Annotated in this window: 17 protein-coding genes; 10 read left to right on the top strand and 7 right to left on the bottom strand. The window is 73.7% G+C overall.

Annotation, left to right across the window (positions count from 1 at the left end):
* Window positions 1-29: 29 nt before the first annotated feature.
* A complete protein-coding gene (locus tag ACFW2G_RS11870) occupies window positions 30-1,067 on the bottom strand; it encodes a hypothetical protein (RefSeq protein WP_384582105.1) in 1,038 nt (345 codons plus the stop codon).
* A gap of 96 nt (window positions 1,068-1,163) precedes the next feature.
* Here ACFW2G_RS11870 and ACFW2G_RS11875 point away from each other — a divergent pair, with 96 nt between their 5' ends.
* From ACFW2G_RS11875 to ACFW2G_RS11890, 4 genes are all read left to right on the top strand, one after another.
* On the top strand, window positions 1,164-1,616 hold the full coding sequence (locus ACFW2G_RS11875; protein ID WP_172671416.1) for a DUF4442 domain-containing protein: 453 nt from the start codon (window positions 1,164-1,166) through the stop codon (window positions 1,614-1,616).
* A gap of 97 nt (window positions 1,617-1,713) precedes the next feature.
* Entirely contained in the window at window positions 1,714-1,914 is a 201-nt protein-coding gene (locus ACFW2G_RS11880) for a type II toxin-antitoxin system VapB family antitoxin (RefSeq protein ID WP_037929162.1), read from the top strand.
* Window positions 1,915-2,029: 115 nt separating this feature from the next.
* Window positions 2,030-4,549 (top strand): glycoside hydrolase family 3 C-terminal domain-containing protein, encoded by a 2,520-nt coding sequence (locus ACFW2G_RS11885; RefSeq protein WP_384582103.1) that lies wholly within the window; start codon window positions 2,030-2,032, stop codon window positions 4,547-4,549.
* Window positions 4,550-4,607: 58 nt separating this feature from the next.
* Window positions 4,608-5,279: a DedA family protein gene (locus tag ACFW2G_RS11890; RefSeq protein WP_037929161.1), complete on the top strand. Its 672-nt coding sequence runs from the start codon at window positions 4,608-4,610 to the stop codon at window positions 5,277-5,279.
* 108 nt (window positions 5,280-5,387) lie between these two features.
* On the opposite strand, the gene ACFW2G_RS11895 is transcribed toward ACFW2G_RS11890, so the two are convergent.
* Window positions 5,388-5,933: a gamma carbonic anhydrase family protein gene (locus tag ACFW2G_RS11895; protein WP_037929160.1), complete on the bottom strand. Its 546-nt coding sequence runs from the start codon at window positions 5,931-5,933 to the stop codon at window positions 5,388-5,390.
* A 160-nt stretch (window positions 5,934-6,093) separates the two neighbouring features.
* Between ACFW2G_RS11895 and ACFW2G_RS11900 the strand changes: the two genes are divergently transcribed.
* Complete coding sequence (locus tag ACFW2G_RS11900) at window positions 6,094-6,837, top strand: acyltransferase (RefSeq protein WP_384449469.1); 744 nt, start codon at window positions 6,094-6,096, stop codon at window positions 6,835-6,837.
* A gap of 28 nt (window positions 6,838-6,865) precedes the next feature.
* Here the strand turns inward: ACFW2G_RS11900 and ACFW2G_RS11905 are convergent, their stop codons facing one another.
* A complete protein-coding gene (locus ACFW2G_RS11905; protein ID WP_037929153.1) occupies window positions 6,866-7,732 on the bottom strand; it encodes a DMT family transporter in 867 nt (288 codons plus the stop codon).
* Window positions 7,733-7,838: 106 nt separating this feature from the next.
* On the opposite strand from ACFW2G_RS11905, the gene ACFW2G_RS11910 reads away from it, so the two are divergent.
* Entirely contained in the window at window positions 7,839-8,477 is a 639-nt protein-coding gene (locus ACFW2G_RS11910) for a helix-turn-helix domain-containing protein (RefSeq protein WP_384449610.1), read from the top strand.
* Here the strand turns inward: ACFW2G_RS11910 and ACFW2G_RS11915 are convergent.
* Window positions 8,474-8,878 (bottom strand): CoA-binding protein, encoded by a 405-nt coding sequence (locus tag ACFW2G_RS11915; RefSeq protein ID WP_384449473.1) that lies wholly within the window; start codon window positions 8,876-8,878, stop codon window positions 8,474-8,476. The genes ACFW2G_RS11910 and ACFW2G_RS11915 overlap by 4 nt on opposite strands.
* A 159-nt stretch (window positions 8,879-9,037) precedes the next feature.
* Here ACFW2G_RS11915 and ACFW2G_RS11920 point away from each other — a divergent pair, with 159 nt between their 5' ends.
* The 3 genes from ACFW2G_RS11920 to ACFW2G_RS11930 all read left to right on the top strand — a co-directional run bounded on the left by ACFW2G_RS11920 (window position 9,038) and on the right by ACFW2G_RS11930 (window position 13,926).
* Entirely contained in the window at window positions 9,038-9,664 is a 627-nt protein-coding gene (locus tag ACFW2G_RS11920) for a YigZ family protein (protein WP_037929150.1), read from the top strand.
* Between the two features lie 84 nt (window positions 9,665-9,748).
* Window positions 9,749-10,918 (top strand): exonuclease SbcCD subunit D, encoded by a 1,170-nt coding sequence (locus tag ACFW2G_RS11925; RefSeq protein ID WP_384449479.1) that lies wholly within the window; start codon window positions 9,749-9,751, stop codon window positions 10,916-10,918.
* On the top strand, window positions 10,915-13,926 hold the full coding sequence (locus ACFW2G_RS11930; protein WP_384582100.1) for an AAA family ATPase: 3,012 nt from the start codon (window positions 10,915-10,917) through the stop codon (window positions 13,924-13,926). The genes ACFW2G_RS11925 and ACFW2G_RS11930 overlap by 4 nt, the downstream gene beginning before the upstream one ends.
* Here the strand turns inward: ACFW2G_RS11930 and ACFW2G_RS11935 are convergent.
* Complete coding sequence (locus ACFW2G_RS11935; protein WP_037929144.1) at window positions 13,916-14,362, bottom strand: Lrp/AsnC family transcriptional regulator; 447 nt, start codon at window positions 14,360-14,362, stop codon at window positions 13,916-13,918. The genes ACFW2G_RS11930 and ACFW2G_RS11935 overlap by 11 nt on opposite strands.
* A 94-nt stretch (window positions 14,363-14,456) precedes the next feature.
* On the opposite strand from ACFW2G_RS11935, the gene ACFW2G_RS11940 reads away from it, so the two are divergent.
* The gene (locus ACFW2G_RS11940; protein WP_384449485.1) at window positions 14,457-14,972 is read left to right on the top strand and encodes a rhodanese-like domain-containing protein; all 516 of its coding nucleotides are present in this window, start codon (window positions 14,457-14,459) and stop codon (window positions 14,970-14,972) included.
* 79 nt (window positions 14,973-15,051) lie between these two features.
* Here ACFW2G_RS11940 and ACFW2G_RS11945 read toward each other — a convergent pair whose 3' ends face one another.
* Window positions 15,052-16,755 carry a DUF885 domain-containing protein gene (locus tag ACFW2G_RS11945; RefSeq protein ID WP_304949923.1) on the bottom strand — a complete coding sequence of 568 codons (1,704 nt, stop codon included), beginning with the start codon at window positions 16,753-16,755 and terminating at the stop codon, window positions 15,052-15,054.
* A 251-nt stretch (window positions 16,756-17,006) separates the two neighbouring features.
* Complete coding sequence (locus ACFW2G_RS11950) at window positions 17,007-18,461, bottom strand: GNAT family N-acetyltransferase (RefSeq protein ID WP_037929138.1); 1,455 nt, start codon at window positions 18,459-18,461, stop codon at window positions 17,007-17,009.
* Window positions 18,462-18,551 lie beyond the last annotated feature (90 nt).

The following is an 18,551-nucleotide window of genomic DNA, read 5'->3' on the forward strand; positions in this document are numbered from 1 at the left end:
GTCCGGGCCGGGGCGCCGTGCGCCGCAGATCATCCGGTGGTGAGCCGGATGGAGCTGAGGATCTTGTCGGAAACCTCGGTGGGGACCTCTTCCTTCACGCCGGCCGCGGTGATCAGGGCGAAGCTGGCGAAGTCGCCGGCGGCGTTCCGGAAGGCGAAGCCGACCGCCTTGCCGTCGGTGGAGCACTTGTGCTCCTTCTTCACGTTGGGCGCAGTCGCGACGACCATGTGGCCCTTGATCCCGGAAGCGGTCGTGAACTCCTTGGGGTCGGTCACCTTGACCGTTCCCTTCGGCTCCTTCTGGGCGAAGCCCGCCCACACCCAGGTGCCGGTGTTGTCGGTCGCGGCCTGGGCGGTGTCCTTGGCGCCCTGGGCTCCCTTGACGCCGGCGTCCGCGATCGAGAACTTTTCGAGATTGCCGTCGGCGTCCTTGTCGACCGTGCACCACTCCCGCTTGAGGGTGGCGGTGCCGGACATGGTGATGACCGGCTTGCCGTCGTTCTTGACCTCGTCGTCGTAGTACAGCGAGACGCCGGGGTCGTTGACGTTCCACTCCGGGGGTACGTCGTAGGCGACGTTGTACTTCGTGTTGGTGACGACTTTCCACCCCGGGATGACGGGCTGCAGGGCGCCGCCGGCCCGCGGGTTGGGGCTGCTGCCGGCCGGGGCGGGCTCCTCGGCGGGTGCGGAGGAGCTCGTGGCCGGCTTGCCGTCAGCCTCGGTCTTCTTGTCGTCCCGGGTCAGGACGTATGCGCCGGTCGCGGCCGCCGCCACGACGACCGCGGCGGCCGCGACGATGGCCACGGTCTTCGTCGAGTACGCGCTGCCGCCGGAGGGCTGGGCCTGCTGCGGTGCCTGGGGCTGCCCCCAGGGCTGGCCCGGGGTGCTCTGCGGCTGCTGGTAGCCCGGTTGCTGCTGGTAGCCGGGCTGCTGCGGGTATCCGTAACCCGGCTGCTGCTGGTACGGGTTCGGCTGCGCGGGCTGTCCCGGCGGCTGCGCGTACGGGTTCTGATGCGCGTCCTGGGGGTTCTGCTCGCCCCCGGGCGGCTGCTGCTGTCCTGGCCACATGGCCGGTAACGATAGTGGGAGGCCCCCCGGGGAGCCACGGCCGCCCCCTGGGGAGCCCTGGCCAATCCTGCCTACTCGTGGGTAACATCGCGTTCTATGAGCGCAGACCAGATGAACGTGGGCGAACTGCTCGCCGCGACCGTGCCGATGGCCCGGACCCTGAACCTCGAGTTCCTGGAGACCACCCCCGAGCGTGCGGTCGTCCGGCTTCCGGATCAGCCCGACTTCCACAACCACGTCGGCGGCCCGCACGCCGGTGCCATGTTCACCCTCGCCGAGTCCGCGAGCGGCGCCATCGTCCTGGCCGCCTTCGGCGAACAGCTCTCCCGGGCCGTGCCCCTCGCCGTGAAGGCCGAGATCGGCTACAAGAAGCTCGCCAAGGGCGTCGTCACCGCCACCGCGACCCTCGGCCGCCCGGCCGCCGAGGTCGTGGCCGAGCTCGACGCGGGCGGCCGCCCCGAGTTCCCGGTCACCATCGCCATCCAGCGCGAGGACGAGGCCGTGACCGGGGAGATGACCGTCGTCTGGACCCTGCGCCCGAACGCATAGCGTCCCGTCCGGTACGTGCCCGTCGCCCATGGGGTGGCGGGCACGTACCGCTTCCGGCGCTAGAGTCCTGGCACGACGGACGATGGAGGGGGTAATCGTGGCCAAGGTCAACATCAGCCTCGACGCCGAACTCGTGGTGGAGGTGATGGTGCTCGCCGGGGTCGGCTCCCCGCAGGACGCGGTGGAGGCCGTCGTACGGGACTACATCGCGCGCGGACACCGCACCGAGGCGCGCATCCAGAGCCAGGACGAGCCCCGGCGCACCCCCGACAGCCTGCCGCCCCTGCCGGAGGGCTGAACCTCGGCGCCCCGGTGGCGCGTCTCGGCCGGGCCCGCGGACACGCGGCCCACAGTGGCTGGGGGAGCGGTCCGGCGCGGGCCGCTCCCCCCGACCCACGCCGCAGGGAGCACCCATGAGCGAGGACGTGTCACGACGTTCGGCGATGCGGCTGATCGCAGCGGCGGGCGGAGTCCTCGGAGTGGGCGGCTGCGCTCCCGCCGGGCCGCCGCCCGGGAGCCTGCGCGGGCCCACCGGCGGCGCACCGGCCGCACCCGCCGCAGGCAGCGGGACCGGTACGGGGGGCGCCGCCCGAATCGACGCCCTGCTGGAGCTGCTCACCCTCGAGGAGAAGACCGCCCTGCTGCACGGGGCCCCCGACCCCGCCCACCGGGGCGGGGCCGGCTACCTGCCCGGCGTGCCGCGACTGGGCATCCCGCCCCTGTGCTTCGCCGACGGGCCGGCCGGGGTGCGGGTCGACCGGCCCGCCACCGCGCTGCCCGCGCCGGTACTGCTCGCCTCCGCCTTCGACCCGGCTCTGGCCCGCGCGTACGGACGCGTCATCGGCCGCGAGGGCCGGGCCCTCGGCCAGGACGTCGTGCTGGCCCCCCTGGTCAACCTCATCCGCACGCCGTACGGAGGCCGGAACTTCGAGACCTTCGCCGAGGACCCGCTGCTCACCGCCGACCTGGCCGGCGAGCTCGTCCGCGGCATCCAGGACGAGGGCCTCATCGCCACCGTCAAGCACTTCGCCCTCAACAACCAGGAACACGGCCGCGACACCGTCGACGTGACCGTCGGCGAGCAGCCGCTGCACGAGACCGAGCTGCGGGGCTTCGAGGCCGCCGTAGCCGCCGGCGCGGGCGCCGTGATGGGCGCCCACAACAAGGTCGACGGAGTCCACGCCTGCGAGAGCAGGCCACTGCTCGACGAACTGCTGCGGAGCAGCTGGGGCTTCGACGGTTGGGTGGTCTCCGACTGGGGCGCCGCGCACAGCACCGTCGCCGCCATCCGCGCCGGCCTCGACATGGAGATGCCCGGCGGAACCCACTTCGGCGGGCCGCTGCGCGAGGCGGTGCGCGGCGGCTCCGTGCCGGAAGCCACCGTGGACCAGGCCGTGCGCCGAATCCTGACCACCATGGACCGCTTCGGGCTGCTCGCGGCCCGGCAGCCCGCCCGCTCCCCACGCGATGCCGCGGCAGGCGCCCGGGTCGCGCGCAAGGTGGCTGCCGCCGGTGCCGTGCTGCTCCGCAACGAACACGGCACCCTGCCGCTGACCGGGGCCGCGGCCCGCTCGATCGCGGTGATCGGCCCCACCGCCCAGATCCCGTTCACCGGCGGCGGGGGCAGTTCGCACGTGGTCCCCGACGGAGCGGCCGCCCCGCTCACCGCCATCCGGCGCCGGGCCGGGACCGGAGCGACCGTCCGCCACGCCCTCGGCGAGGACCTGTACGGGCGGCCGTTCCCCGCGGGGCTGCTCACCCCGGCCGCCGACCTGGAGGTCCGCGAGGTCGGTCCCGGTCGCATCTGGACGTACGAGGGCGATTTCCGCCTGGCGGCCGACGACGAGTGGACCCTGCTGGTCCACTACACCGGGAAGCGGCCCGGCGTACGGCTCGACGGGGAGGAGCTGTTCCCCGTCCGGCAAGGCGTGGCCGAGCACTACGCGGGCGGACTGCTCGGCTGCGCACCCGACGGCATGGCCGTGCGCCGCCGCACCCTCACGCTCAAGGCCGGCACGCACCGGCTCGCCGTGAGCGCCGCCGGCGGGGACAAGGGACAGCGCTTCCGCCTGCGGCACGTCAGCGGGGCGATCCGGGCCGCGGACGTCGCCGAGGCGGTGCGCACCGCGAAGGCGGCCCGCAGCGTGGTCCTGTTCGCCTACGAGGACTCCACCGAGGGCAGGGACCGCACCTCACTGGCGCTTCCCGGCGGGCAAGAGCGGCTGATCGAGGCGGTGGCCGCCGCGAACCCCCGTACGACGGTCGTGCTCAACACCTCCTCCGCCACCACCATGCCGTGGCTCGCGCGCACCGGGGCGGTCCTCCAGATGTACTACCCGGGGCAGGAAGGCGCCGGAGCCACCGCCGACATCCTCTTCGCGGACGTGGACCCCGGAGGGCGCCTCACCCAGACCTTCCCGGCCGACGAGCGGACCACCCCGGTCGGCCGGCACCCGGCGCGCTATCCGGGGGTGGGCGGCCGGCAGGAGTACTCCGAGGGCGTCCACGTGGGCCACCGCTGGTACGACGCCCAACGGGAGGCCCCGCTCTTCCCCTTCGGACACGGCCTGTCCTACACGAGCTGGCACTACGAGAAACTCACGGTCCGGGCGCAGCGCGGCGGGCTGCGCGTGGAGTTCACGGTCCGCAACACCGGCCGCCGCAAGGGCACGGAAGTGGCCCAGGTGTACGTGGGCCCCTCGGCGGAGCTCCGGCTCGACCAGCCGGTCCGCGCACTCGCCGGCTACCGGCGGATCACCCTGGCACCGGGCGCGGCGCAGCGCGTCACCGTCGACATCGACGCACGGACGCTGTCGTCGTGGGACCCCGAGAAGCACGGCTGGGTGCCGGGCGCCGGCCGCCGTGACGTGTTCGTGGGACGTTCCTCGCGGGAACTGCCTCTGAGGTCAAAGGCCGAACCGGGGAGCCGATAGGCTGCGCGTTCGGCGTGTCACAGGGGGCGCGCCGGGGACGACTCGGGAGGACGTACCGGTGCACATCCAGGAATGGCTGGAGACGATTCCGGCGGTCAGCATCTATCTCCTGGTGGGTCTGGTCATCGGCCTGGAGAGCCTCGGCATTCCGCTGCCGGGGGAGATCATCCTGGTCAGCTCGGCACTGCTGGCCTCCCAGCACGGGGACATCGACCCCGTCGTACTGGGGCTCTGCGCGATCACCGGCGCGATCGTGGGCGACTCGATCGGCTACGCCATCGGACGCCGGGGCGGCAAACCGCTGCTGGATCGGCTCGGCCGGCGCTTCCCGAAGCACTTCGGCCCCCAGCAGGTGGCTGTGGCGGAACGCTCCTTCGAGAAGTGGGGCATGTGGGCCGTCTTCTTCGGCCGGTTCGTGGCACTGCTGCGGATCTTCGCCGGACCGCTGGCGGGTGTGCTGCACATGCCGTACTGGCGGTTCCTCGTCGCGAACGTCCTCGGCGGGATCCTCTGGGCGGGCGGAACCACCGCCGTCATCTACTCGGTCGGCATCGTCGCGGAGCCCTGGCTGAAGCGCTTCTCCTGGCTGGCCCTGGGCCTCGCCGTGGCGTTCGGGCTCGTCGTGACCCTGGTGGTGCGCAGCCGGATGAAGAAGGCGGCCGAGTCCGCCGGGGCGGCCGGCGCGGAGATCCCCGCACAGCCGGCGGCCCGCGCCACCGTCGGCGAGTGACGGGGCCGCCCGCCCCGGCGGCTCGAAACCCCGGGCCGTGGCCCGCCGGATCGGCCCGAGGGCGTGCGCGCCGGGCGTCGCGGGCCGGGCGGGACTCCCGCGAACGCCCTAACCCCCGGGAGTGACCGAGGCGCGGTGCTGCTTGGCCAACTCCACGTACATCAGGGCATTGCCCCGGATGTGCTCGCGCTCCTCCTCGGTCAGCCGGCGGCGCACCTTCGCGGGGACGCCCGCGACCAGCGAACCGGGCGGGACGACCATGCCCTGCGGCACCAGCGCCTGCGCGGCGACCAGGGAACCGGCGCCGATCACCGCGCCGTTCAGGAGGGTGGCGCCCATCCCGATCAGGCAGTCGTCCTCGACGGTGCAGCCGTGCACGACGGCGTTGTGGCCGATGGAGACGCGCTCACCGATCGACACGGGGAAGCCCGGGTCCACGTGGAGCGTGCAGTTGTCCTGCACGTTGCTGTCGGCGCCCAGCGCGATCGGGCCGCAGTCGGCGCGCAGCACCGCCGAATACCAGATGCTGGCGCCGGCGGCGAGGGTGACCTCCCCGACCACGACCGAGGTGGGCGCGGTGAAGGCCGTGGGGTCGATGTCCGGGTTCTTCCCCCCGACACCCGCCACGAGTGCCTGGGCCGCCTGGTGCGTCATGTTCTCTTCCTCTGCCGTCCGTCGTACGCCGTCTGGGGTCTGCCGTCCTGGTGCCGCGCCAACAGCACCGTAGGGCACGGGGAGCACGGTGCCCGCGATGGGGTGAAGATCACAGGACCGTCGTCCGGACGGGGGAGGCCCGGCGCACTACCGTGGCCGAGTGCCGAAGAAACAGAACACGTTCTCATCTGTGGCCGCCCTGCGCCGCAGACTGGCGAGCCGCGCGGTCCACGCCGGCTGGCGCTGGATGCAGCAGGCCGGTGCGGTGACCGCGCAGGCTCCCGGCCGGCTGCGGTTCGGTGCGATCGGCGAGGGCACCCGCCTCGCCTTTCCGCAGGGCACGGTCTTCGGCGAGCGGTGGATCAGGCTCGGCGCGCACTGCATCATCGGCGAGCAGGTCACCCTCACCGCCGGCATGATGCCGGATCTCGACCTGGGCGCGGAACCGATGCTGGTGCTCGGTGACGGGGTGGTCATCGGCCGCGGCAGCCACGTCATCGCGGACGCCCGCATCACCATCGAGTCGAACACCTTCTGTGGTCCCGGCGTCTACATCACGTCCACCAACCACAGCTACGACGACCCGCACGAGCCCGTCGGGCGGCAGTGGCCGCGCAGCGCACCGGTGGAGATCGGACCCGGCTGCTGGCTCGGTACCGGCTCGGTGATCCTGCCCGGCGCGCGACTGGGCCGCAATGTCGTGGTGGCCGCGGGTGCGGTCGTGCGGGGCGAGGTGCCCGACCACGCGGTGGTGGCCGGTGCGCCGGCCCGGGTCGTGCGGCGCTGGCAGCCGGAGACGGGCTGGCAGCCGCCGCTGCGGACACCCGCTCCGGTGCCGATCCCCGACGGCATGACCCCGGAACAGCTGCGCGGGCTGGCCGAGCTCGCCGAGGCCGAGCGGTAGGACGCCGGGCGGCTCCGGGCTTCGGGGCTCAGCCGGCGGCCAGCAGGACCGTTCCCGCGAGGGCCAGGCCGGCGCCCGCCGCCTGGACGGTGCGCAGCCGCTCCCTGAGGACGGCGAAGGCGGCCAGCGCGGTGATCACCGGGTAGAGGGAGGAGAGCACGGCTGCCATGGTGACCGGGCCGTTCTGGGCGGCGACCGCGTACGTGCCGTTCGCCGCGACGTCTGCCAGGCCGACGAAGGCGAGTGCGGGCAGCAGCCCCCACAGGATCCGCGGGTGCGTTCCCTCCGGGAGGGCGGGGACACCGCGCCGGGTCTGCGCCCACAGGGCCGCGCCGCCGACGCTGACGTTGGTGACCCGCTGGACGAACAGGGCGAGGAAGAGCCCCGTGACGGTGGTGGAGGCCTGGGCGATCAAGGCCATCACCGCCCCGAAGCCGAAGGCCGCCACCAGGGTGAGGACCACGGCCTGCCGCTGGACGGGGGCGCCGCGCAGCTCGGGACCACCCGCGAGGACGATGCCGACGACGGCCACGGCGATGCCGGCGAACTGGCCGGGTCCGGGCCGCTCGCCCAGGAGCAGCCCGGCGGCGACGGGCACGACCACGCCGAGGGAGCCGAGCGGTGAGACCACGCCCATCGGGCCGAGGGCCAGGGCCTTGTAGAAGCTGAGCATGGCGACCGGGCCGACCACACCCGCGGCGACGGCGAACCACAGCTGGGGGCCTGCCTCGTGCCAGGCCCTCGTGCCGAGGACTACGGCACCGAGTACGACGACGGCGACGACCTGCGAGACGACCACCACGGTGAGCGCCGGTATCTTGCGGGTCAGCAGCCCGCCGCCGAAGTCGGCGAGACCCCACAGCACGGCTGTGGCCAGGGCGAAGAGGGCGGTCATCAGGGGCCTCGCAGTACAGTGCGGTGAACGCCGGAGTGCAGCATCGAATACGGAACACGGTAGTGCACCCTGTTGAACCGCAGCATCCAAAATATTGGACGGAATGGTGTCGGATCTCGAACAGCTCACCCAGGCGCTCGCCCGGAACCTCAAGAGGTGGCGCGCAGAGCGCGGCTTCACCCTGGACTCCCTGGCAGCCCGGTCCGGCGTGAGCCGCGGGATGATCATCCAGATCGAGCAGGCCCGCACGAATCCCAGCGTGGGCACGACCGTCAGGCTGGCCGACGCCCTGGGCGTCAGCATCTCCGCGCTCCTCGACCACGACCGCGGCCCCCGGGTGCGGATCGTCGCGCCGGAACAGGTGGTGCGGATCTGGTCGAGCGAGGCGGGCAGCTCGACGACCATGCTGATCGGCACGGACCAGCGCGGGCCCATGGAGCTGTGGACCTGGCACCTGGTGCCGGGGGAGGGCACGGACTCCGTCCCGCACCCCTCCGGCACCGTCGAGATGCTGCACGTCACGGCCGGTGCGCTGACCCTGGTCGTCGGCGACGAGGAGTTCCACGTCCCCGCCGGGGCCGCGGCGGCCTTCGAGGCCAACCTCCCGCACGCCTACCGCAACGAAGGTTCCGTGCCGATGGAGATGACCCTCGCGGTGTCGGTCCCTCCGGTGTCCGCCCCGGTGCCCGCGGCCACGGCGCACGCACACGGCGCCGCGACCGCGACCGGGAACGGCGAAAGCTAGAGCGCCGGGATCTCGATCGCCGGGCAGCGGTCCATCACCATCGTCAGCCCGGCCTCGCGGGTCCGTTCGAAGGCCGACTCGTCGATCACGCCGAGCTGGAACCAGACCGCCTCGGCGCCGACGGCGGCCGCCTGGTCGGCCACGGCTCCAGCCAGCCCGCTGTTGACGAAGACGTCCACCACGTCGACCTTGAACGGGATCTCCTCCAGCGAGGCGTAGCCCGGCTCGCCGTGCACGGTCTCGGCCCTGGGGTGCACGGGGACCACCCGCTTGCCGTACTGCTGGAGTACCCGGGCCACCCCGTAGGCCGCCCGGTCGCGGTTGTTCGAGAGGCCCACCACGGCCCAGGTGTCGCCGAGCTCGGTGAGGATCTTGCGAATGGCCGCCGGGTCGCCGTACACGTGCGCCGCCTCCTGATGGTGTCTTCCGTCGTCTTCCGCTGCTGCTCAGCCGGATCAACCGCACAGGCGCGCGCCCCATTCCCGCAGGGCCGACGGGGCGCCGCGCACCCCGTCGATCCGTTCGAACGCAGCGGGACGGCCACGGACTAGGGTGGAGCGGTGAAGGCAGACCAGTACGTGACGGTGGCCCGTGAGGGCGTCCACGAGTCGGAGATCAACCGCTCCCGCTTCCTGTGCGCGCTCGCGCCGGCCGCGACCGAGCCGGAGGCGCAGGAGTTCATCGCGCGGATCCGCAAGGAGCACCCCACCGCCTCGCACCACTGCTACGCCTACGTCATCGGTGCCGACGCCGCCGTCCAGAAGGCCAGCGACGACGGCGAGCCCGGCGGCACCGCCGGGGTGCCCATGCTGCAGATGCTCATGCGCCGGGACGTCCGCTACGCCGTCGCCGTCGTCACCCGCTACTACGGCGGCGTGAAACTCGGCGCCGGAGGTCTGATCCGCGCCTACGGCGGAGTCGTCGGCGAGGCCCTCGACGAGCTCGGCACCGTCACCCGGCGGCGCTACCGGCTGGCCACCGTCACCGTCGACCACCAGCGGGCCGGGAAGACGCAGAACGACCTGCGCTCCACCGGCCGGACCGTGGTGGACCTGCGCTACGGGGCCGCCGTCGAGATCGAGGTCGCCCTCCCCGAGGCGGACCTGCCCGCCTTCGAGGCCTGGCTCGCCGACACCACGGCCGGCAGCGCCGCCCTCACTCTCGGCGGGGAGACGTACGCGCCCTGAGCGCCCCGGGGACGGGTTAGCGTAGAGGGGTTCAGCGAGCGGGAGACGACCAGGGGGAGACCGTATGTGCGGCGGGGCCGGCGAGTGAAGTTCCTGCACACCTCCGACTGGCACCTCGGCCGGGCCTTCCACCGGGTGAACCTGCTCGGCGCCCAGGCCGCCTTCGTGGACCACCTCGTCGAGACGGTCCGCACGCACGAGGTGGACGCCGTCCTCGTCGCCGGAGACGTCTACGACCGTGCCGTGCCCCCGCTGCCCGCCGTCGAGCTGTACGACCGGGCGCTGCACCGGCTCGCACGGCTGGGCGTGCCCACCGTCATGATCTCCGGGAACCACGACTCCGCGCGCCGGATCGGGGTCGGGGCCGGGCTGATCGACCGCGCCGGGATCCACCTGCGCACCGACCCGGCGGGCTGCGCCGACCCGGTGGTCCTGGCCGACGCGCACGGTGACGTGGCGCTGTACGGGCTGCCGTACCTGGAGCCGGCCCTGGTCAAGGACCAGTTCGGCGCGCAGAAGGCCAGCCACGAGGCGGTCCTGGGCGCGGCCATGGACCGGATCCGGGCCGATCTCGCCGGCCGCCCGCCCGGCACCCGCTCCGTCGTCCTGGCGCACGCCTTCGTCACCGGCGGGCAGTCCAGCGACAGCGAGCGGGACATCGCCGTCGGAGGCGTTCAGGCCGTCCCCGCCTCCGTCTTCGACGGGATCGACTACACCGCCCTCGGCCACCTCCACGGCTGCCAGACGATCAGCGAACGGGTCCGCTACTCCGGCTCCCCGCTCGCCTACTCCTTCTCCGAAGCCGGCCACCGCAAGAGCATGTGGATGATCGAACTGGGCGCACAGGGAGAGATCACCGCCGCCGAGCGCGTCGACACCCCCGTACCCCGTGCCCTCGCGAGGCTGCGCGGACGGATCGACGACCTGCTCGACGACCCCGCGTACACCGTGCACGAAGAGGCCTGGGTGGAGGCCACCCTCACCGACCCGGTACGCCCCGAGGAGCCGATGGCCCGCCTCGCAGCCCGTTTCCCGCACACCCTCACTCTCGCCTTCGACCCCGAGGGCCGCCGGGAGGAGACCGGGGCCTCCTATGCCCAGCGGCTCCGCGGCCGCACCGACCAGCAGATCGCCGAGGACTTCGTCGCCCACGTGCGCGGCGGCGGCCGGCCGGACGAGGCCGAACGCGCCGTCCTGGCGGGCGCCTTCGACGACGTACGCGCCGACGACAGCCACCGGGAGATCCACCGATGAGGCTGCACAGGCTGGCCGTCACCGCCTTCGGGCCGTTCGCCGCACCCCAGGAGATCGACTTCGACGCCCTCTCCGGCGCCGGCATCTTCCTGCTGCACGGACCCACCGGTGCGGGCAAGACCTCGGTGCTCGACGCCGTCTGCTACGCCCTCTACGGTTCGGTGCCCGGCGCCCGCCAGGCCCCCGGCACCAGCCTGCGCAGCGACCACGCCGCCGCCGGCACCCCCACCGAGGTCACCCTCGAACTCACCGCGGGCGGCCGGCGCCTGGAGATCACCCGCCGCCCCGAGCAGGAGCGTCCGAAGAAGCGGGGCACGGGCACCACCAGGGACAAAGCGCAGAGTTGGCTGCGCGAGCGCACCGGCGCGGGCTGGGAGGCGCTCAGCCGATCACATCAGGAGATCGGCGAGGAGATCGAGCAGCTGCTCGGCATCAGCCGCGAGCAGTTCTGCCAGGTCGTGTTGCTGCCGCAGGGGGAGTTCGCGCGGTTCCTGCGCGCCGACGAGGCGGCCCGCGGCCGGCTTCTGGGCCGGCTCTTCGACACCCGCCGGTTCGCGGCCGTGGAGACCCTGCTCGGGGAGCGGCGCCGGGCCGCCGAGGCCCGGGTCCGGGCCGGCGACGAGAAGGTGCTGCACACCGCCCAGCGGCTCGCCCAGGCCGCCGGGGACAGCGCCGACCTGCGGGCCTGGCCACTGCCCGGACACCAGCCGGGAGACCCCGGGCTGGCCGGAGCGGTCCGTGCCTGGGCGGCCGTCGCCCGCTGCTCGGCCCGGGACCGCCTCGACGTCGCCGCGTACGCGCTCGCCGCCGTCGAAGGCCGGCACGCCGCCGCCCGGCGGGCCGCCGAGGAAGCGCGCGAGCTCGACCGGCTGCAGCGCCGGCACGCGGAGACCGTCCGCCGCGCTGCGCAGCTCGCCGAGGCCGGGCCGGAGCGGGAGCGCGTGCGCGGGCTGCTGGACGGGGCCCGGCGCGGAGCGCTGGTGGCCCCCGCCCTGGAGCTGCGCGGCGCGGCCTCCTCGGCACACCTCGCCGCCGCGCACGCCGAGACGGCCGCCCGGGCGGAACTGCCGCCCCCGCTGCGGGAGGCGGGCGCGGAGCAGCTGGCCGGCGTCGAGCAGCGGCTGCGCGAGGAACTGGGCGCGCTCGGCGCCGCGTACCGCGCCGAGCAGCGCAGCGCCGGGATCGGCCGCGAACGGGCCGACCTGGAGCGGGAGTCCCGGGCGGCGGAGGAACAGCACCAGGAGTCCGCCGAGTGGCTGGAGCGCTGGGAGGAGACCCGCACCGCCCTTCAGGAGAAGGTGGACGCCGCCCAGCAGGCCGCCACCCTGGCCGAGCAGCTGGCCGGCCGGCTGGAACCGGCCCGGATGAGCCTGAACGCCGCCCGCCGGCGGGACGGGTTCGCCGCCGAGGAGGAGCGCGCCGAGGGCGAACTGCTCGCCCTGCGCGAGGAGTCGGCGGCCGCGCGGGAGAGCTGGCTGGAGCTGAAGGAGGCCCGGCTGCGCGGAATCGCCGCCGAGCTCGCCGAGGCGCTGGTGGCCGGAGAAGCCTGCGGCGTGTGCGGATCGGCGGAGCACCCCGCTCCGGCACGCCCCGCCCCCGGCCATGTGGACCGCGCCGCCGAGGACGCCGCCCACGCCGTCCTCGAACGGGCCGAGCGGGCACGGGCCGCCGTCGAACGCCGGCTGGCCGCCGCCCGGGAGGCCCGCGCCGAGGCGGCGTCCGCCGCCGGCGACGCCACCACCGCCGAACTCCTTGGTCTCACCGCCGACCTGAGCGCCCGCCACGCCGCCGCCCACGCCGCGGCCGCCGGCCTGCACACCGCCCGCGAGCGGCTCGCCCGGGCCGAACGGGAGTACACCACGCGTAGCGCCGATCGGCTCGACGCAGAGACCCGGGCCGCCGCCAGGGCCTCCCGCCGGGAGGCCCTGGACCGGGAACAGGCCTCGCTGGAGGCCGAACTCGCCCTCGTGCGGGGCGATGCGCCCACCGTCGCGGCCCGTGCCCGAACCTTGGAGGACCGGGTCAGGACCGTCGCCGGTGCCGCGGTCTGCCTGCGCCGGGCCGAGACGGCCGCCGCCCGGCTGAAGGAGGCCGACGACCAGCTCGCCGACGCCGCCTTCAAGGCCGGCTTCGACACCGTCGAGGCCGCCGCCGACGCGGTCCTCCCCGACTACGAACGCACCGCTCTCCAGCACCGGTTGGACGCTTGGCAGGCCGAGGAGGCGCTTTTGGCGGACCGTCTCGGCGAGAGCGGCACCGCCGAGGCGGCGGCGCTGCCCCCGGCCGCGCCGGACACCGCCGAGGCCTACGCGGTCCAGGCCGCGGCGAAGCTTCGTACGGCGGCCTCCGCCTACGACGCGGCCCGGGCCCGCTGCACCGAACTGGACCGGCTCTCCCGCCAGATGGAGCAGGAACTGCGTGCGCTCGGGCCGCTGCGCGAGGAATACGGCCGGGTGGCCCGGCTGGCCGGACTGACCGCGGGCACCTCCGCCGACAACGAGCGCAAGATGCGTCTGGAGGCCTACGTGCTGGCCGCCCGTCTGGAGCAGGTGGCCGCGGCCGCCACGGTACGGCTGCTGCGGATGTCCGGCGGCCGCTACACCCTGGTCCACTCCGACGCGAGAGCGGGCGGGCGGGGGCGTTCGGGCCTCGGGCTGCACGTCGTCGACGCGTGGACGGGCAGCGAGCGGGACACCGCCACCCTGTCCGGCGGTGAGACCTTCTTCGCCTCGCTCGCACTCGCGCTCGGCCTCGCCGACGTGGTCACCGACGAGGCGGGCGGCACGCGCCTCGACACCCTCTTCATCGACGAGGGCTTCGGCAGCCTCGACGACCAGGCGCTGGACGAGGTGCTCGACGTGCTCGACTCGCTGCGCGAGCGGGACCGCAGCGTCGGCATCGTCAGCCACGTCGCCGACCTGCGGACCCGGGTCCAGACCCAGCTGGAGGTCGTCAAGGAGCGCGGCGGCTCCGTCGTGCGCCACCGCACGGCGGCCCTCACGGACTGAGCGGGCGCCGCGGCAGCGGTGAGGAGTAGACGACGCTCGTCGTCACCGGGCCGAGCCCCGAGATCCTGCCGGTGACCTCCTCCAGGTGCCTCATCGAGCGGGCCGCGACCTTGAGGACGAAGCAGTCATCGCCCGTGACGTGGTGTGCCTCCAGGACTTCGGGGGTGGTTTCCAGGAAGTCGTGGAACGGCCGGTAGTTGCCGTGCGGATAGCGCAGCCGCACCAGCGCGAGGATCGATTTGCCGAGTTTCTCCGGGTCCACCACGGCCGTGTAGCCGGTGATCACTCCGGCCTCCTCCAGCCGGCGGACCCGCTCGGTGACGGCGCTCGCGGACATGGACACGGAGCGGGCGAGCTCGGTGAAACTCGCGCGGCCGTCGCGCTGGAGCGCCTCAAGGATCCGCCAGTCGGTGACGTCAGGGGAATATCCGGTCATGCGCCAGGTCTAGCAGGGAATTCCCCGGCCGTACAGCATAAGTGCCGGGGAATCCAACTTCCCGGCGTGATCGACGGATCGTAGATTTCTGGCCATGACGACGACACAGAACGCTTCCTCCGCCCCGGCCGACATCAACCCCGTGCTCCGTGTCCCCCCGGCCTCCCCGGCAGCTGCCGCCGCGTACTTCGCTGCCGCCCTGGCCTTCCACACGGACGTCTCGGACGTCGCGAGCGCCCTCGAAGCCCCGAGCGGGTCGGGAGCCGGGCCGGGTTTCCAGCTCATCGACACCCGCTCCGCGCCCTCCTGGGACCAGGGGCACGTGCCCGGCGCGATCCACCTGCCCACCGCCCTCATCCCGGAGCAGGCCGAGCAGCTCCTGGACAAGAACGTTCCCGTGGTGACGTACTGCTGGGGTCCCGGCTGCAACGGCGCCGCCCGTTCCGCTCTCGCCCTGGCCGAACTGGGCTTCCAGGTCAAGGAGATGCTCGGCGGCATCGAGTACTGGATCCGCGAGGGCTTCGAGGTCGAGACCGGGCAGGGCACGCGGCAGCGCGGCGAGGCCGACCCGCTGACCGCGCCGACCGGCTCGGACGACTGCGGCTGCTGACGGGGCCGCCCCACGCGCCGGGGCCGCTCGTCTCCACCGGGAGACGGGCGGCCCCGGCGGCGCGCGGTGGCACGTGCCGTCAGAGCTTCGAGAGCTCGTCCAGCAGGTCGTCCAGCCCGAGCGAACCCTGCGACAGCGCCGCCATGTGCCAGGCCTTCAGGTCGAAGGAATCGCCGTGCGCGGCACGGGCGTTGTCCCGGCCCAGCAGCCAGGTGCGCTCGCCCAGCTTGTAGCCGATCGCCTGCCCCGGCATCGACAGGTAGCGGGTCAGCTCGCTCTCGATGAACTCCGCCGGGCGGCCGCTGTGCAGGCCGAAGAACTCCTGCGCGAGGTCCACGGTCCACGTCTCACCCGGGTGGAACGGCGAGTCCGCCGGAATCTCCAGGCCCAGGTGCATGCCGATGTCGACGATGACGCGCGCCGCGCGCATCATCTGGCAGTCCAGGTAGCCCAGGCGCTGCTCGGCGTCCTTGAGGTAGCCCAGCTCGTCCATCAGCCGTTCCGCGTAGAGGGCCCAGCCCTCGCAGTTGGCGCTGACCCAGCCGACGGTGGCCTGGTAGCGGGAAAGCCGGTCCGCCACGTGCGTCCACTGCGCGAGCTGCAGGTGGTGGCCCGGCACTCCCTCGTGGTACCAGGTGGACACCAGGTCGTAGACCGGGAAGCGGGTCTGGCCCATCGTGGGCAGCCAGGTGCGGCCGGGGCGGGAGAAGTCCTCCGACGGGGAGGTGTAGTACGGAGCCGCGGGGCCGCCCGGAGGCGCGATCCGGGACTCCACCTTGCGGACGCGCTCGGCCAGTTCGAAGTGGGTGCCGTCGAGGTTCTCGATGGCCTCGTCCATCAGGCCCTGCAGCCAGGCCTGGACCTCCTCCACCCCCTCGATGTGGGTGCCGTGCTCGTCCAGGTGCTTCAGCGCCTCCCAAGGGCCCACGCCCGGGAGGATCTTCGCCGCCTCGGTCTTCATCTCGGCGAGCAGCCGGTGGTACTCCGACCAGCCGTAGGCGTACGCCTCGTCCAGGTCCAGGTCGGTGCCGTTGAAGTACCGGGACCAGCGGGCGTAGCGCTCACGGCCCACGGTGTCCGGCCGGCCCTCGACGGCGGGGGCGTACACCTCGGTCATCCAGTCGCGCAGCTCGATGACTGCGGCGGTCGCGGCGGCGGCCGCCGCGTCCAGCTCGGCGCGCAGGGACTCCGGGCCGCCGGAGGCGAAGTCCTCGAAGAAGGCCGCGGCGGCGCCGTCCTGGCCGGCCCAGGTGGTCAGCTGACCGATCATGGTCCCGGTGGCGCGCGGGCCGCCGTACAGACCGCGCGCCAGACCGAGCTGGAGGGTCTCGCGGTAGCCGGTGAAGGCCGCCGGTACGGCGCGCAGCCGCTCGGCGATAGCCGCCCAGTCCTCGTCGGTGTCGGCCGGGGTCAGGGCGAAGACCTCCCGTACCGAGTGCGCGGGGCTGTGGATGTTGCTGACCGCCCGCAGGTCCTCGTCGGCCTCGTGGACCGCGAGCTCGGCGGTGAGCCGTTCACGCAGCAGACGGCCGCATCGCCGTTCGGCGTCGTCGTCGGCGCCGGGCAGCGCCTCGGCGGCGTCGAGGCGGGCGAGGGTCTCACGGGCGAGTTCGGCGGCGGCCGCACGACCGGCCGGGGAGAAGTCGGGGAGCTTGGCGGAGCTCTCGGCAACACCCAGGTAGGTGCCGGTGATCGGGTCGAGGGCGATGAGGGAGTCGACGTAGGCGTCGGCCACCTGGCGGGGCAGTTGGGGGGCGCTGCTGGTGTGGAGGGTCTCTGACATGCGGCCATCTTCGTATGCGATGCGTCCTCCCGTCATCACCGATTGCCGTCAGCCTCCTGACACGGGCTGGACTACGGCTGCCGGACCCGGCCCGGGACGAGCACCCGACGCCGGGTACAGGCGGCTTCAGGGCCTTCCGCGGAGCGTGGCCGACGAGGGGGCGGCGCGGAGTTTGGCGAAAACCTTACGGAGCCGCCCGCTCCGTCCGGAGCGGGCGGCTGCGGCCGCCGCAGCGGCCGCGGTCAGCGGGTTCAGTGCGGGCGGCGCGGAGCGCGGTGCTCGCGCGGCAGTCCGAGGGGGAGCTCGTGCGGCAGCCGCGGGCCGGCACCGGGCGCGTCCAGCCGTGCCGTGATCACCAGGGTGCCCTCCTCGATCTGGTAGTCGAGGGGGAGCCCGAGACCGCGCATCGCGGCGACCATGCCGGTGTTGGCGGCCTGGGTGACGGCGTACACGCTGTCGCACCCGGCCTCGACGGCCAGGGCGACGAGCCGGCGCAGCAGTTCGGAGCCGATGCCGCGGCGTTGCCAGTCGTCCTCGATCAGCAGGGCGATCTCCGTCTCATCCCCGTCCCATAGCAGGTGGCCGAGGGCGACGAGCTTGCCGGACGCGGTCGTGGCGGCGAGGGTGCGGCCGAAGCGGGGGCCGAGCAGGTGGCCGAGGTAACGGTCGGCGTCGGCCACGGGTCCGTGGTAGCGCAGCCCGAGGGTCCGCTCGGAGCAGCGGTCGTGCATGGCCCGGGCCGCGGGCAGGTCGGAGCCGTCGGCGCGGCGCACGGTGATCTCGTTGCCCTCGGGGAGGGTCAGGACGTCCTGGCTGCGCGGGACGCGCGGGCCGAGCCGCGCGTCGAGTTCGACCAGGGCGCGGGCCCGCGCGAACTCGGTCGGGGTGAAGGGCAGATAGGGCCGCTCCACGGTGATCGCGCCGCCCGAGGGGTCGCGCAGCCGCATGACCGTCGCCTCCAGCACTCCCTCGACCGGGGCGTCCGCGCCCGCGTTCGGGCGGCCGGAGAGGGTGGTCGCCGGGATCGAGTGGATCGTGCAGCGGCCGAGCAGCTGGCGCAGGGCGAGGGGGAGCTCGGCGGCGTCCAGTGCGGTGCGGGTGGCCAGGCCCAGCAGTCGGGTCGGGGTGTCGACGAGGTCGTGGGCGTCGGCGCGCTCGATCCAGGTGCTGTGCCCGCCGGCCCGGGAAACGGCGCGGGTGAGGTCGCCCGAGGGGAGTTGCTGCGGGGCCCGCAGCAGGAACTCGTCCACGGTGCCGCCCTCGGGCAGCGGGTGCGTCTGGAGGGTCAGGATGTCCACGCCGTTGCGGGCGAGCGCGGTGCAGAGGACGGCCAGTGAGCCGGGCTGGTCCCGTACGGTCGTGCGCATCCGCCACAGTGCGGTGGTCCCGGCCGTGCCGGAGGCGTCGGGCGGCGAACCGGCCGGGCCGTCCGGCGGTGGTGTGCCCTTCGGTGGTGTGTGCTGCGGCGGCGCATGGCTGTGGCGCCGGGCCCACCACGTGTGGAAGGCGGCGGTCAGGAGCAGTGCGATGGCTGATGCGACCAGTAGGACCGGGCCCCTGGGGCCGTGTACGACGAGATTGGCGATGGCGTCGGCGACCGTGACGGCGCAGAACAGGGCGGCCAGTTCGACGACGTCGCGGCGCCAGTGGTGGCGGTGGGGACGCTGGGCGGAGGCGTGGGCGGAGGCGTGGGCGCGGTCAGTCATGCACGACACTGTTGCCCAAGGGTGTTGCGTGATCACGAACGATCTGTGACCGACTGGTTAAGTGTCCATCTGGCCTATTTCACCCGGTTT

Origin of the sequence: Streptomyces sp. NPDC058880, from assembly GCF_042742535.1 — a bacterium.
GTDB lineage: Bacteria > Actinomycetota > Actinomycetes > Streptomycetales > Streptomycetaceae > Streptomyces.